The following is a 14,000-nucleotide window of genomic DNA, read 5'->3' as shown; positions in this document are numbered from 1 at the left end:
GCTTCTTAGCTAAAAGATTTCGCGAAGGCGTCGAGGATGGATTTCAGCTTGGAAATCGTATCATCGGACAGTTTCTTCTCGGTACGGATCGTCTTCAGGACGTCAGCGTGCTTCGCACGAACCTCAGCGAGGAACTGCTCTTCGAAGCGCGTTACAGACGTGGTCGCGATCTTGTCGAGATAACCATTCACACCCGCGAAGATGGATACTACCTGCTCTTCAACTGGCAGTGGGCTGTACTGGCCTTGCTTCAGAAGCTCGGTCAGGCGGGCACCACGGTTCAGCAGCTGCCGGGTAGACGCATCAAGGTCGGAACCGAACTGAGCGAAGGCTTCCATCTCACGATACTGGGCCAGCTCAAGCTTAATGGAACCTGCAACCTGCTTCATCGCCTTGATCTGTGCAGCGGAACCCACACGGGATACGGACAGACCAACGTTAATCGCAGGGCGGATACCTTTATAGAACAGTTCAGTCTCGAGGAAGATCTGACCGTCGGTAATGGAGATCACGTTGGTTGGGATGTATGCAGATACGTCACCAGCCTGGGTCTCAATTACTGGCAGAGCCGTCAGGGAACCACCGCCACGCTCGTCAGACATCTTCGCTGCACGCTCGAGAAGACGTGAGTGCAGGTAGAATACGTCACCTGGGTATGCTTCACGTCCTGGAGGACGACGCAGCAGCAGGGACATCTGACGGTAGGCAACAGCCTGTTTGGTCAGGTCATCATGAACGATAACAGCGTGCATGCCGTTGTCGCGGAAATACTCACCCATCGCCGTACCGGTGTATGGTGCCAGGAACTGCATCGGAGCAGGCTCGGAAGCGGTTGCGGCAACTACGATGGAATATTCCAGCGCGCCGTTTTCTTCGAGTGCTTTCACGATTTGTGCAACCGTGGAACGCTTCTGGCCAACCGCAACATAGATACAGAACAGCTTGTCGCCGTCTTCTTTTGCTGCGTCGTTGATTGGCTTCTGGTTGATGAATGTGTCGATCGCAACAGCCGTTTTACCGGTCTGACGGTCGCCAATGATCAGCTCACGCTGGCCACGACCTACAGGTACCAGGGCATCGATTGCCTTCAGGCCCGACTGCATTGGCTCGGATACTGACTGACGTGGGATAATGCCAGGCGCCTTGGTTTCCACTCGCGTACGCTCAACGTCCTTGAGTGGGCCTTTGCCGTCAATCGGGTTACCGAGGCCATCGACAACGCGACCCAGCAGGCCTTTGCCCACAGGAACGTCAACGATTGCGCCGGTCCGCTTAACGGTGTCGCCTTCTTTAATACCACGGTCGTCACCGAAAATAACGATACCCACGTTGTCGGTTTCCAGGTTGAGGGCCATGCCCTTAACGCCACCTGGGAATTCAACCATCTCACCAGCCTGAACTTGGTCGAGGCCGTAAACGCGAGCAATACCGTCACCAACAGAGAGAACGGTGCCTACTTCAGAAACTTGGGCTTCATTGCCGAAGTTTGCAATCTGGTCCTTCAGGACCTTGGAAATTTCCGCCGCACGGATATCCATTACTGAACCCCTTTCATGGCGATTGCGAGGTTGTCGAGTTTGGTTTTGAGGCTGTCGTCGATAAGACGCGAACCAACCTTAACCGTGAGACCGCCGAGCAGACTTTCATCAACGCTAGCGTCGATGAGGATGTCCTGGCCGACAGCCAGTTTCAATTTTTTCTCAAGATTCCCAAGCTGGGTCTTGGTCAGCTTGCGCGCGCTCACAACCGACGCCCGCACTTCACCGCGGTGATGGGCAATCAGCTTTTCGAATGCTGCAATGGTTGAACCAAGAGCGCCAAGGCGGCGATTCGCTGCAAGCACGCCAAGGAACTTCACTGTCAGGTCACCAAGCTTGGCTGCTTTCGCAACAGCTTCGATGGCTGCAGTTTGTTGGTCCCGGCTGTAAAGCGGCGAGGAGACGAGATCGCGCAGATCGGCGCTTTCGTCGAGCATTGCCTTAAGCGTTGAGAGATCGGATTCAACCGCCTCGAGCGCCTTGGACTCTAGGGCGAGTTCAAAAAGCGCTACCGCATAGCGGCCTGAAATCCCGGATACTATCGCTTTGTGCGAGGTCACGTCAGACGTTCCCCTGGGTTAGGTCTGAACCTGTTTGACACACCTGTGAGACGGCCACTCGAAAGCACCGCCCACGCTCAATTTTTGACCTGTTTTGACGAACCTGTAGATAGACCCACCGCGGCCAAGGCCAGCCGAAATGCGTGCTCCCTCTAGCATAAGGATTTGGCGGGCGCAAGCCACCTTGAACCCGTTTTTGGAATCTTATGGGGAAATCCCATTCCCCCCGCCACGCGCGGGCATGCCAGGGGGTGAGAACCGGGCGAGACGACCGCCCGGAATTGAAGGCCAGCAACGGCTTGGGCGTTTCAGCTGCCCCTTCTTCTATATATGGGCCCAAAACAGCCCGTCGCGGGGCCACATTGGGCATATGCCACGGCCCCTTGCCACCATCAGCCGAAATCCGCCCGGGTGGTACGAATCGCCTACCCGTCCAGCCGCTACTGAAGCAGGGCCCAGTTCGTGTAAACCGGGGTCCCGACCTGCCTCATTTTAACCGCTTTCGCGCCTCAATCCGTCCACGAGTGGCTCTCATAACTTTAGCCGTGGGGCTAGAACAAGGGAGTAAATAAAATGACACACAAGAAACTCTTCATCGCCCTGGCTGCTGCAACCGCAGTCGCAGGCGCAGCTGTTCCCCAGGCCGCTGCAACGATGACCTCTGAAACGGCTGCGACAGCAGTCGCACAATCAGGCAATAGCGAATTCGCACAGAAAGTGCAGGAACTGAAAGAACGCCAGCACGAAGAATGGCGTGAGCTTCTGGACGCGCAGGCGAACGAGATCAAAAGCATGCAGGGCAACCCTGATGCCGACCTCGCCAGCCTCTATGAGAAGCATGAAAGCGAGAAGAAAGCCCTGAAGAAGCGTCACAAGGAAGAAATGGACGCCCTGAAGGCAGAAGAAAAGGGCTAACCCGGCCCTTAACCTCATTCAGTAGTAACCTTTCGAGGCCAACACCTCCCCTTTTTTCAGAAGGGTTACTACATGAAGCTATAGGGGTCGATGTCCACCTTGATGCGTACACTGGATTTCGGCTTCACCCGCAAAACCCAATTCCGCACCAGCTGCTGCACTTTGATGTGCTTCTTGGCATGAAGCAGCATCCTGAAGCGGTGCTGGCCGCGGATGCGCACCATGGGCGCGGGTGCCGGGCCCACGATATCCACACCGTGTTCAACAGGCGCCACCTTCGCAAGCGCGCGGCCCACCTCCAGCACCTCCGCCATTTCCGGGCCCGACAGGATAATCGCCACCAGCTTGCCGTATGGCGGCATATGATATTGTGCGCGGGCGGCTTTCTCTGCCGCCATGAAGGCGTCGCCGTCGCCGGTAAGTAGTGCCTGCACCACCGGGTGCTCGGGCTCATAGCTTTGCAGCAGCACCTTGCCCGGCTTTTCCGCCCGGCCTGCCCGGCCCGCCACCTGCACCAGTTGTTGGTAGGTGCGCTCGCCAGCGCGCAGGTCACCGCCGCGCAGTCCCAGGTCTGCGTCCACCACGCCCACCAGTGTCAGGTTGGGGAAATGATAGCCTTTGGTCACGATCTGGGTACCGATCACGATATCCAGATGCCCGCCCGCAATTTCCTTCACCACCGCCGCCGTCTGTGATGGGCTCATCATCGTGTCGCTGGTCATCACGCTGGTGCGGGCGTCTGCAAAACGGCGGGTCACTTCCTCGAACAGGCGCTCCACGCCCGGGCCGCAGGCCACCAGGCTTTCCTTGCTTTCGCAGGTGGGGCAGGCCTCAGGGATCGGCTCCATATGGCCGCAGTGATGGCACTGCAGTTCCTGGCGAAAGCGGTGTTCCACCAGCCAGGCCGAACAGCTGGGGCATTCAATACGGTGCCCACAGGTGCGGCAGAGCGTGAGCGGCGCGTAGCCCCGGCGGTTGAGGAACAGCATCACCTGCTCCCCCGCCGCCAGTGTCTCTTCAATCTCGCGCACCAGGATGGGCGACAGCCAGGTGCCGGCCTCGGGCGGTTCGGCGCGCATGTCCACCGCGCGCATTTCCGGCAGCACCGCCACGCCGTGACGTTCCCGAAGCTTCAGCACCTGATATTTGCCCTCGTCCGCATTCACCTGCGTCTCCAGGCTGGGGGTCGCGCTGGCGAGCACCACAGGGCACCCCGCTTGCATCGCCCGCACCACTGCCATGTCGCGGGCGTGATACAGCACCCCCTCTTCCTGTTTGAAGGATGGGTCGTGTTCTTCGTCTACTGTAATAAAGGCCAGCTTCTTGAACGGCAAAAAGAGCGCGGACCGCGCACCCACCACCACACGGGCGTCGCCTGATGCCACCGCACGCCAGGCGCGCCTGCGCTCGGCCTGCCCCACTTCCGAATGCCACACCACCGGCGTGACCCCAAAGCGGGCTTCAAAGCGTTCAAGCCACTGGGATGTCAGCGCAATCTCGGGCACCAGAACCAGTACTTGCGTACCCTTCTCCTGCAGGGCTTCGGCGAGGCCTTCGAAATAGACCTCGGTTTTGCCGGACCCCGTGATGCCGTCCAACAGGAAGGGCTGGAAGCCGCCTTCCCACACGGCGGCGCGAATCGCTTCTGCGGCCTCGGTCTGCTCAGGAGACAGTTTCGGCCCCTTGAGGCTGGTGTCCGGCTGGGGATAGGGCTGGTCAACGGAGATATCAAGCGCCACCAGCGCGCCGGCGTCCGCCAGCCCCCTTACCACACCGTCCGAAACGCCCGCGAGCGACGCCACCTCCGGCGCCATCCGCGGTTTGCCGTCGGCCAGCACTTTCAGCACCGCTTCCCGCGCGGGCGTCATGCGGATGCCGTCTGGCATATCGGGCGTGGTGGCATAATGCCGTTTCACCGGCACGTCGCCAAAGGCGGCGGGCACTGACAGGCACATGCGCAAGACCGCCCCCTGGCTGGAGAGCGTGTAGGCCGATACCCAATCGACGAATCGCATCAGGTCTGTCCCGAAGGGCGGCACATCGATGATGCGCTCCACCGGCTTGAGTTTTTTGAGGGGCAGCGTTTTACCGCTGGCCTTACCGGACGTGTTCTTGGGCCACACAACGCCAATCGCCTTGCGGCCCGAAAGCGGCACTTCCACCACTGCGCCAGGTTCAAGCTGGTTCGCCATACCGTCCGGCACGCGGTAATCCAGGGGACCAGCCAGCGGCAGCGGCAACAGCACCTGCACGCGCGCGCCAGCCTCCTCGCTCACCACTTCCTGATCCTTGAAAAGCTGCGCCTGCGTCACGCGGTAAGACCTCTGCCAATATCTGCCCGAATGGACAACCAATCCGCGCCACCATAGGCGACAAAATCCGCCACAGCAATTGCGCCAAAAGCTCCGCGCAAGGAAATATTAATAAGCCTAGCTTACAATTATCCTTGCTTATGAAACTCACCGACCCATATCAGGCGCCATGAAACAGGAAAAAAACCATAACTCCTTCGTATTCCAGGTGGGCGACCTGTACCGTTTGGTGCGCCAAAGCTTTGAAGCCGAACAGGATCTGGACGTCACCCGCGCCCAGGCCAAGATGCTGATTGCCATCTGGCGGAACCCGGGCATTACCCAGCAGGCGCTGGCCGCCCGACTGGATATCGCCACCATGAGCGTATGTCGGCAGGTTGACGCTCTTGAGGCGCGCGGCATGATCGAGAGGCGCACCGACAGCACAGACCGCCGCGTCCGCCGCCTGTTCATCACCGAGAAAACAGACCCCGTTATCCGCCCCATGCTGGAGCGGATCGACCGGATATCCGACCTCTTCCTGTCGGCCCTTTCAAAAGCCGAGCGCGACACACTCCTTGAGCTGATGGACCGTGTCATCACCGACGCCAGCCAACGGCGGGCCGACCAGACCGCGAGTAACAAACAATGAAGCGTATCCTCCTTTATATCAGTGTTCCCAGCCTGATCGCCGTGGTTGCCGCCATGGTTTACCTGTCTGGCGGGCGCATGATCACCACCGACAATGCCTATGTGCGCACCGGCATCCTGACGGGTGCGGCGCGCGTCTCCGGCGAAGTACGCACGGTGCTTGTTGAACGGAACCAGCATGTGAACGCAGGCGATGTGATCGCCGAACTGGATGACGCCGACGCCCAGGTGAAACTTCTGGAAGCACAGGCGGGAGTGGTAAGCGCGCGCAACTTTGTGGCCGCGATCCGCGCCAACCACCGCCAGAGCCTGGCCGCCATCGCCAAGGAAGAAGAAGTGCTGGCGTTCGAACAGCGTGAGCTGGAGCGCGCCGAAGCGCTGGCGAAGGACCAGAATATCTCTGAAGCGTCACTCGACAACCACCGCCACAAGGTGATGGAGTCCGAGCGCCAGCTGACAGTGCTTCGGGAAGCAGCCAACATGGCACTGACGCAGCTGGGCGGCAACCCGGACCTGGAAACCAACAAACACCCAATGGTCTTGAAGGCCAAGGCGGCTGTGCGGTCCGCCGAAGTGATGCTGGACCACCTGAAGGTACGCACCCGCACCGGCGGCACCATCACGCAGATCGATCTGCACCCGGGCGAATATGTCGCCGCAGGTTACCCAATCTTTGGCTTGACGGTGGACAACGACCTGCGCATTGAAGCAAACCCCAAGGAAACCGACCTGACATTCATCAGGGTTGGCCAGCCGGTTGATGTGATGATCGACGCCCTGCCGGGTGAGCATTTCACCGGCAAGGTGGCATCCATCGACCCTGCGACGGGGGCTGAATTCGCCGTCCTTCCAGCCCAGAATGCCACCGGCAACTGGGTCAAGGTAATCCAGCGTATTCCCGTGCAGATCCGGCTGGATGATGGCCAGGACACAAGCGCCCTGCGCGCGGGCCTGAGCGCCGAAGTCTCGATCGACACCGGTCATGAACGCACAACGGATGACCTGCTGACGCTTCTGGGGCTTTGATCCATGGCGGAAGTCGAGCATCCCGCAAGCGCCATCACAGACCATCGGGGCGGCCTTCTGGTCTGCCTGATGGCGGCCGTGTCGCTGCACACCATTGACGCCACCATCGTCAATGTGGCGCTGCCGGAAATGCGCGGCACCCTGCAGGCAACGTTCGACCAGATTTCATGGGTGGTCACCACCTATATCATCGCCGCCGTGGTGCTGACCCCCCTGGTGGGCTGGGCCGCGAGCCGCTTTGGCGTGAAAAGGCTGATGATCCTGTCGGTTTCCATCTTCACGCTGGCGTCCGTGCTGTGTGGGCTGGCGATCACGCTTGAGGCCATGCTGGCCGCCCGCATTTTGCAGGGCGCGGCGGGCGCCCCGCTGATCCCGCTTGCCATCGCCACCATGAACCGCATGTCCACCGACAATACAGACCGCGCACGCCTGATGGCACTGTTTGGCCTGGGGACCATGGCGGGGCCGGTGCTGGGGCCGTCGCTGGGTGGCTATATCACCGATGTCGCCAACTGGCGCTGGGTGTTCTTCATCAACCTGCCTGTGGGCATCCTGACGGCCTTCGGCCTTGGCATGACCATGAAAAAGGGCATGCATTTCCCCGGCCACAAGCTGAATTTCATTGGCTTCTTCAGCCTTGCTATTGCCATCGGCACGCTGCAACTGGCGCTCGACCGGGGCGAGACCGAAGACTGGTTCGAAAGCATGGAAATCATCGCCTACTGCCTGGTGTTCCTGGCCGCGGCCTGGATTTTCACGGTCAACAGCCGCACCAGCCCCCGCCCCTTCCTGCCCGGTGCCCTGTTCCGCGACCGCAATTATATGATCGGCATGCTCCTGATCCTGATCACCGCCGGCAACATGACCGCTTCGGTGGTACTACAGCCGCCCATGATGCAGAACCTGATGGGCTATCCGGTCTTGGAGACCGGCGTGATCCTGATGTGGCGCGGTGTGGGCATGATGGTGGGCATGATGCTGACCCCAAAGCTGACCCAGTTCCTGAGCGTGCGGCTGCTCCTGGCGCTTGGCGGCGCCTGCATGGCCACAGGGCTCTACCCCTTCATCCATCTGACCACGGAAACACCGGCCATGCTCTTGGCGGTGCCGCCCATCCTGCACGGCTTCGGTATCGGAATCCTGTTCGTGATTGCTTCCACCGTCGCTTATGCGTCCATCAGCCATGAGATGCAGGTGGAGGCCTCATCCGTCTTTTCGCTGGTGCGCGGGCTGGGCCAGGCGGCCGCCATTTCCATGGTGGTGGCGCTCGTCAGCCGCTATAGCCAGATCAACCACGCCGAGCTTGTGGAGCGGCTGAGCCCGCTGAGGGCCTTCACGCCCAAGGCCATCTCCATGTCCGGCAGTCCGGAGGCACTGCAGCAACTGGCCATCAGCGACATGCTGGTACAGCGCGAAGCCGCCATGATGGCCTATAATAATGCCTATATGGCGCTGTTTGCCGCCGCCCTTGTGGTGATTCTGGCATCCCTCTTTGTCAAGATGCCCAAGCAGGATCAGGCGGAAGACGACATCGGCCATCCTGTTGAGGCCTGATTCTGCACGCTGCTTCTGCACTCCGTGCTTGCATGCAGCCCTAATCTTGATTAGTCAGGCCTCGAATAGGCGGAATTGAGTGCATCGCACATCATTTGTCGATATATAAGATTGCAGCCGCCCACTGGATACTGTGACCCACTCCATGCCCGGAGTGCCGAAGGAGCTAACAATGAAATTTTTCCTGGATACCGCCAACATCGATGAAATCCGTGAAGCAAACGCCACGGGCCTTCTTGACGGCGTAACCACCAACCCGTCGCTGATCAAGAAAGCTGGTCGCGAGTTTTTCGAAGTGATTACCGAGATCGCCAAGGAAGTGGATGGCCCGGTATCGGCTGAAACCGTTGCCCACGACCATGAAACCATGCTGAAGGAAGGCCTCAAGTGCGCCAAGATCGCCGACAATATCGCGGTCAAGGTTCCACTGACCATCGATGGCCTCAAAACCTGTAAGGCGCTGCGCGCTGAAGGCATCATGGTGAATGTGACGCTGTGCTTCAGTGCCAATCAGGCGCTTCTGGCCGCCAAAGCGGGCGCAAGCTTCATTTCCCCGTTCGTGGGCCGTCATGACGATGTGGGCTTCAACGGCATGGAGCTGATTGAAGACATCCGCAACATCTATGACAACTACAATTTCGATACGGAAATCCTGGTGGCTTCTGTTCGCCACCCCACGCACATCCTGGAGAGCGCGCGCATCGGTGCCGATGTTGCCACTTTCCCGATCGACGTGCTCAGGAAGCTGTTCAATCACCCGCTGACCACCAATGGCCTCGCGGGCTTCGACAAGGACTGGGCAGCCACTGGCTTCTCGATCCTCTAAAGAACCAATCGATCAGGGCGCGGACACACCGCGCCCTTTTTGTATCCGGAGCACAGCATGACGGACACGGCATTCGAAAAACTTCTGGCGGAAAACCCGTGGCCCGAGACCAAAGGCCTGGTGGCGTGGGACTATACGCTTGGTGGTTATGGGCGCGACATGGTGGATGAGATCATCCGCACGCGTAAGCCCCGCTACATGCTGGAAATCGGCTGCTTCCTGTGCTCCAGCGCCAAGCGCTGGCTGTCGGTGGAGCCGGACCTTCGCCTTGTGGGCGTGGACCCCTGGAGCGACCATCTGATCGAGCAGGTCCAGCGCTATGTGGGCCGCCCGAAGCTGACCCGCGAATACCCCAATATGGAAGACCAGAAGCGCTTTGCCGCAGACGTGGAGCGCCAGGGCCCCTTCCCCACCGCGCTTGCGAACCTGCGCGGCTTCGAGGGCCGCTTCGTGCCGTACCGCGGCCTGTCGCCCGACGCGCTTTATGAACTGAAAGACAAGGGCTTCGAGCCGGAGCTGGTCTATATTGACGCCAACAAGCAGGCCGTGGACCTTGAGGTCTGCCATGAGCTGTGGCCCGACGCCCAGATCACCGGCGATGACTGGCATTGGAGCCGGTCAAAAGGCTTCCCCATGCGCGATATCGTCAATGCATTTGCGGATAAATACGGTTTCACCGTGCGCGCCGAACACGCCACCTGGATTCTCGAGCGCTAGGCGCTAGATCGGGTCACCGTAGGTGGCGTCGCATTTGATGGTGCCGGGCTTGAAGAAGGACAGGCCCGCTTTCCGCAGGTCTTCAAATCCGGCGATACGCCGTTCAAGAAACCCTTCGGTTACCCGCGTTTCCGCCTCATGCCTCTTTGTGGCAGGGAAGGTCCTGGTACGCGTATAGGACCAGCCTGAACTGGCCCTCTCATCGGGCCTGAGCGCCACCATCTGCCACACGGTGCCCGAGCCCCGGCAGAAGTCCCAGAACAGATAATGATCCAGGCTTGGGCTGACCACCTGCGCACTGCCGAACTGCAGAAAACGGGGCACCTGTTCAATAATTACGATCCGGCCCTTCAGCGACACGCGCTCGATTTCAGAGCGGTCGATCTTCGCCTCCGGCCAGTCGCCGGTTGTCGGCACTGCCGTACAGCCGACCACAAGCAAGGCGACAAGTGAATATTTCAAAAACTGCATAAGCCCCCCTTCTGACAGGGAAAGGCTATACCAAAAGTTATATCATTACAACCATCCCGCAGGACAAGCCAATCACCCAAAGCCTTATGCAGGCAATAAAAAAGGGAGGCGAAGGCCTCCCTTTCCTTATTCAGATTTTAGTCTGCGTCTTCGACCCAGGTCACATGGCCCATCTTGCGGCCTTCGCGCGGCTCCAGCTTGCCATAGTGATGGAAGTGGGCCTTTGGGTCCGTGAGATACTGTTCGAAATCCAGGATATCCTTGCCCAACAGGTTCTTCATCCGCACCTTGCCGCGGGCATCCGTTCCGCCCAGCGGCAGGTCGCAGATGGCGCGGATATGCTGTTCGAACTGGCTGGTGGCAGCGCCTTCGATGGTCCAGTGGCCACTGTTGTGCACGCGCGGCGCAATTTCATTAACCACAATCTCGCCCGTGCCGTCATTGACGAACATCTCAACGGTCATCACACCGATATATTCGAGCGCGTTGGCGATGCGGGTGGCCATTACCTTGGCTTTGGCCTCCACCACTTCACTGATCTGCGCCGGCACGGTGCTGGTATCCAGGATATGGTTGGTGTGCACATTTTCCGCCACCGGGAAAGCCGCCACGTCACCCGACGCCGAGCGCGCCACAACAACGCTGATCTCGCGGTCGAAGGTCACGAAGCCTTCAAGAATGGCGGCGGTGCCCTTGGTCACGCCCATGACGTCGTCCACGTCCTTGCGCGCCTTGATCATCAACTGGCCTTTGCCGTCATAGCCAAAACGCCGGGTCTTGGCGACAGACGGACGGCCGATTTCCTTGTAGGCCTCATCCAGCTCTTCCTGTGTCTGGAAAGCCTTGAAGGGCGCTGTTTTCACACCGCATTCATTGAGAAATTTCTTTTCCGTCAGCCGGTCCTGCGACACTTCAAGGGCGCGCGCACCCGGGCGCAGCAGCGTTTCCTTCGAGACAATCTCAGCCGTGCGGGCCGGGACATTTTCGAACTCGTAAGTTGCCACATCAACGCTGGAGGCGAACTCCTTCAGCGCCTCTTCATTTTCATATTCAGCGATAGTGAAATCGCACGCCACATGAAACGCCGGGCTGCGGACGTCCGGGCAAAAAATGTGACAGCGATAGCCAAGGCGCGCAGCGGCCATAGCGAGCATGCGGCCAAGCTGGCCACCGCCCAAAATGCCGATTTTTCCACCCGGTTTAATCTGTGTCATGCTGATATCCTGCCTTTGAGCCGTTAGCGCTTAAGCGTCATCTACCGGAATTTCGGCCACGCTTTCGGTTTGCGCGGCACGCCAGGCGTCAAGCCGTTCGGCAACGCCTTCATCCATCAGGGCAATTACAGCCGCGGCCAGGAGGCCCGCGTTCTTGGCGCCGGCCTTGCCTATCGCCAAGGTGCCCACAGGCACACCGCCTGGCATCTGCACGATCGACAGCAGGCTGTCCTTGCCGGAAAGCATGCTGGATTGCACTGGCACACCGAAAACCGGCAGCGGGGTCATGGCGGCTGCCATTCCCGGCAGGTGCGCGGCACCGCCAGCACCGGCAATGATGCATTTCAGGCCACGGTCTTTGGCTGTTTTGGCATAGTCATAAAGGCGGTCTGGCGTCCGGTGGGCCGAAACGATGCGGGTCTCGAAGGAGACCCCAAGTTCGGCGAGCACATCTGCTGCGTGCTTCATTGTTGGCCAGTCAGACTGGCTTCCCATAATGATACCAATTTCGGGCGTCTCAGTGCTCATGGTCGCTTCCATCCTAAAAGCCATGACAGGTGCCGCCATAGGGGCAACCCATCTGCCATCCCTGCGGAGCGCGCATTATAGGCATGCGCCTCCTTATTGCAAGCTTTGCCGAAAAGCCCCAAAAACCGCCTATTTCACGCCAATTTCATCAGGAAACTTGCAAGTCGATTCACAAAGACGCCATAATGGATTATCTACAGTCGAAAGTAACCGGTACAGGGTCTTGTATGAAAATAACCAATACACCCGGCGTCACGCGTACCGCTCCGACGCGCCCAGTGCGCAAAACGGGGGCGACCGGCAGCGCGACTGAAACGTCCGCGCCACGCGAAATCAATGACACCGTACAGGTTACCACTATTCCCCCTGAGGAAATGACGCCGCGCGTCCAGCAGGCGATCATGTCGCTGATGGAAGAGGTGGACAAGCTCAGGCGCGAACTGGATGCCACCAACCGGCGCCTCAGGGAAATGGAAGATGTGGCCGACACGGACGCCCTTCTGCCAATCCCGAACCGGCGGGCGTTTGTGCGCGAGCTGAACCGCATGATCAGTTTCGCGGAACGCTACGGCACGCCTTCAACGCTGATGTTCATTGACCTCAATGACATGAAGCTGATCAACGACAAATATGGCCACGAAGCTGGCGACAAGGCCCTGTTTCATGTGGCCCGCACGCTGGTGGACAATGTCCGCGGCACCGATGTGATTGGTCGTTTGGGCGGCGACGAGTTCGGCGTGATCCTGGCGCAAGCTGACGAACAGGTGGGACACGACAAGGCAGCTTCACTGGCGCAGACCATTGCCGACACGCCGCTGGTGATTGGCGGCGAGACCATCAAGATGAGCATGGCCTTCGGCACCTATACCTTCCGCCAGGGCGACGAGCCGCATGACGCGCTCGATAAGGCGGACAAGGCCATGTATGAAAACAAGCGGGAACTCAAGGGCGACAGCGAGCCACGCTAAGGGCTCCCTGTTCAGGGGGCTATGCCTCAAGCGATGATATCAGGCACCAGCATATTACGCAGTTTCGCAATCTCATCCTTCAGAAGAAGCTTGCGCTTCTTCATGCGCTGCACTTGCAAAAGATCGAACGTACCGGCGCGTTGTACTGCCGTGATGGCATCATCCAGGTCGCGGTGCTCCTCCATGAGGGCAGAAATTTGCTCCCTGATGGCATCTTCATCCATATACTGGCCCCAAAACTCATTAGAATTGCGGTGGTTATAGCATGACAAATGCCGACATAGAAGCACAGCAATCGACCCGCTGGCCTTCGCCTGACGATTTTTGGGACTTCACTTGCCGTACCTATAGCCATGCATCGATGCAGGAAGCCTGCCTTGATGCGCAGGACAGCCTGGGCGCGGACGTAAACCTGCTGCTTTTGTGCCTGTGGATGGATGACCATGGTGTTCGCCCGGTGGCTGACGACTGGGATTTGCTGATGGAAGCCGCCAGCTGGTGGCAGGAGGAAAAGCTGGCGCCGCTCCGTATGGCACGGCGCGCCCTCAAGGGCCAGGACGGCTATGAGGACGCCAAGGCCGAAGAGCTTGAAGCCGAACAGCAGGAGCAGCGGGCGCTTCTGAAGTGCCTGACCAAACCGCCGCTCAAATCAAGCCACGCGCGGGACGTATGGCCGTGTGTCAGCAGCTATCTGCAGATTTGCGGGGCCAAGCTGAAGGCGCCCAATATGCCTGCATGAAG

Annotated in this window: 15 protein-coding genes; 8 read left to right on the top strand and 7 right to left on the bottom strand. The window is 59.3% G+C overall.

Annotation, left to right across the window (positions count from 1 at the left end; genetic code table 11):
• Window positions 1-5: 5 nt before the first annotated feature.
• Complete coding sequence (gene atpA / locus B3Z17_RS10920) at window positions 6-1,538, bottom strand: F0F1 ATP synthase subunit alpha (protein WP_286829820.1); 1,533 nt, start codon at window positions 1,536-1,538, stop codon at window positions 6-8.
• A complete protein-coding gene (locus tag B3Z17_RS10915) occupies window positions 1,538-2,098 on the bottom strand; it encodes a F0F1 ATP synthase subunit delta (RefSeq protein WP_068304076.1) in 561 nt (186 codons plus the stop codon). Before B3Z17_RS10915 ends, atpA begins: the two co-directional genes overlap by 1 nt.
• A 573-nt stretch (window positions 2,099-2,671) precedes the next feature.
• Here B3Z17_RS10915 and B3Z17_RS10910 point away from each other — a divergent pair.
• Complete coding sequence (locus B3Z17_RS10910) at window positions 2,672-3,013, top strand: hypothetical protein (protein WP_286829819.1); 342 nt, start codon at window positions 2,672-2,674, stop codon at window positions 3,011-3,013.
• A gap of 68 nt (window positions 3,014-3,081) precedes the next feature.
• Here the strand turns inward: B3Z17_RS10910 and B3Z17_RS10905 are convergent, their stop codons facing one another.
• On the bottom strand, window positions 3,082-5,325 hold the full coding sequence (locus tag B3Z17_RS10905) for a primosomal protein N' (RefSeq protein WP_286829818.1): 2,244 nt from the start codon (window positions 5,323-5,325) through the stop codon (window positions 3,082-3,084).
• A gap of 169 nt (window positions 5,326-5,494) precedes the next feature.
• Here B3Z17_RS10905 and B3Z17_RS10900 point away from each other — a divergent pair, with 169 nt between their 5' ends.
• From B3Z17_RS10900 to B3Z17_RS10880, 5 genes are all read left to right on the top strand, one after another.
• Window positions 5,495-5,956 (top strand): MarR family winged helix-turn-helix transcriptional regulator, encoded by a 462-nt coding sequence (locus B3Z17_RS10900; RefSeq protein ID WP_286829817.1) that lies wholly within the window; start codon window positions 5,495-5,497, stop codon window positions 5,954-5,956.
• Window positions 5,953-6,981 carry an HlyD family secretion protein gene (locus tag B3Z17_RS10895; RefSeq protein ID WP_286829816.1) on the top strand — a complete coding sequence of 343 codons (1,029 nt, stop codon included), beginning with the start codon at window positions 5,953-5,955 and terminating at the stop codon, window positions 6,979-6,981. The genes B3Z17_RS10900 and B3Z17_RS10895 overlap by 4 nt, the downstream gene beginning before the upstream one ends.
• Window positions 6,982-6,984: 3 nt before the next feature.
• The gene (locus B3Z17_RS10890; RefSeq protein ID WP_286829815.1) at window positions 6,985-8,535 is read left to right on the top strand and encodes an MDR family MFS transporter; all 1,551 of its coding nucleotides are present in this window, start codon (window positions 6,985-6,987) and stop codon (window positions 8,533-8,535) included.
• A 172-nt stretch (window positions 8,536-8,707) separates the two neighbouring features.
• Window positions 8,708-9,361, top strand: coding sequence for a fructose-6-phosphate aldolase (gene fsa / locus B3Z17_RS10885; protein WP_286829814.1), 654 nt, complete (start codon window positions 8,708-8,710; stop codon window positions 9,359-9,361).
• Window positions 9,362-9,418: 57 nt separating this feature from the next.
• Window positions 9,419-10,078, top strand: coding sequence for a hypothetical protein (locus B3Z17_RS10880; protein WP_286829813.1), 660 nt, complete (start codon window positions 9,419-9,421; stop codon window positions 10,076-10,078).
• A 3-nt stretch (window positions 10,079-10,081) separates the two neighbouring features.
• Here the strand turns inward: B3Z17_RS10880 and B3Z17_RS10875 are convergent, their stop codons facing one another.
• The 3 genes from B3Z17_RS10875 to purE all read right to left on the bottom strand — a co-directional run bounded on the left by B3Z17_RS10875 (window position 10,082) and on the right by purE (window position 12,291).
• Window positions 10,082-10,549 (bottom strand): hypothetical protein, encoded by a 468-nt coding sequence (locus B3Z17_RS10875; protein WP_068304084.1) that lies wholly within the window; start codon window positions 10,547-10,549, stop codon window positions 10,082-10,084.
• 137 nt (window positions 10,550-10,686) lie between these two features.
• Window positions 10,687-11,763, bottom strand: a complete 1,077-nt coding sequence (locus B3Z17_RS10870; RefSeq protein WP_286829812.1) for a 5-(carboxyamino)imidazole ribonucleotide synthase — start codon at window positions 11,761-11,763, stop codon at window positions 10,687-10,689.
• Between the two features lie 30 nt (window positions 11,764-11,793).
• Window positions 11,794-12,291 carry a 5-(carboxyamino)imidazole ribonucleotide mutase gene (gene purE / locus B3Z17_RS10865; RefSeq protein WP_286829811.1) on the bottom strand — a complete coding sequence of 166 codons (498 nt, stop codon included), beginning with the start codon at window positions 12,289-12,291 and terminating at the stop codon, window positions 11,794-11,796.
• 227 nt (window positions 12,292-12,518) lie between these two features.
• Here purE and B3Z17_RS10860 point away from each other — a divergent pair, with 227 nt between their 5' ends.
• Window positions 12,519-13,259 carry a GGDEF domain-containing protein gene (locus B3Z17_RS10860; protein ID WP_068304089.1) on the top strand — a complete coding sequence of 247 codons (741 nt, stop codon included), beginning with the start codon at window positions 12,519-12,521 and terminating at the stop codon, window positions 13,257-13,259.
• 26 nt (window positions 13,260-13,285) lie between these two features.
• Here the strand turns inward: B3Z17_RS10860 and B3Z17_RS10855 are convergent, their stop codons facing one another.
• Window positions 13,286-13,483: a YdcH family protein gene (locus B3Z17_RS10855; protein ID WP_068304091.1), complete on the bottom strand. Its 198-nt coding sequence runs from the start codon at window positions 13,481-13,483 to the stop codon at window positions 13,286-13,288.
• Between the two features lie 41 nt (window positions 13,484-13,524).
• Here B3Z17_RS10855 and B3Z17_RS10850 point away from each other — a divergent pair, with 41 nt between their 5' ends.
• A complete protein-coding gene (locus B3Z17_RS10850) occupies window positions 13,525-13,998 on the top strand; it encodes a TIGR02444 family protein (protein ID WP_286829810.1) in 474 nt (157 codons plus the stop codon).
• The last annotated feature ends 2 nt before the right edge of the window (window positions 13,999-14,000 follow it).

Source organism: Kordiimonas sp. UBA4487, assembly GCF_002389025.1.
GTDB classification, from domain to species: Bacteria; Pseudomonadota; Alphaproteobacteria; order Sphingomonadales; family Kordiimonadaceae; genus Kordiimonas; species Kordiimonas lacus.
Note: the sequence above shows the minus strand (reverse complement) of the source record. Positions and strands in the feature narration are given on the sequence as shown.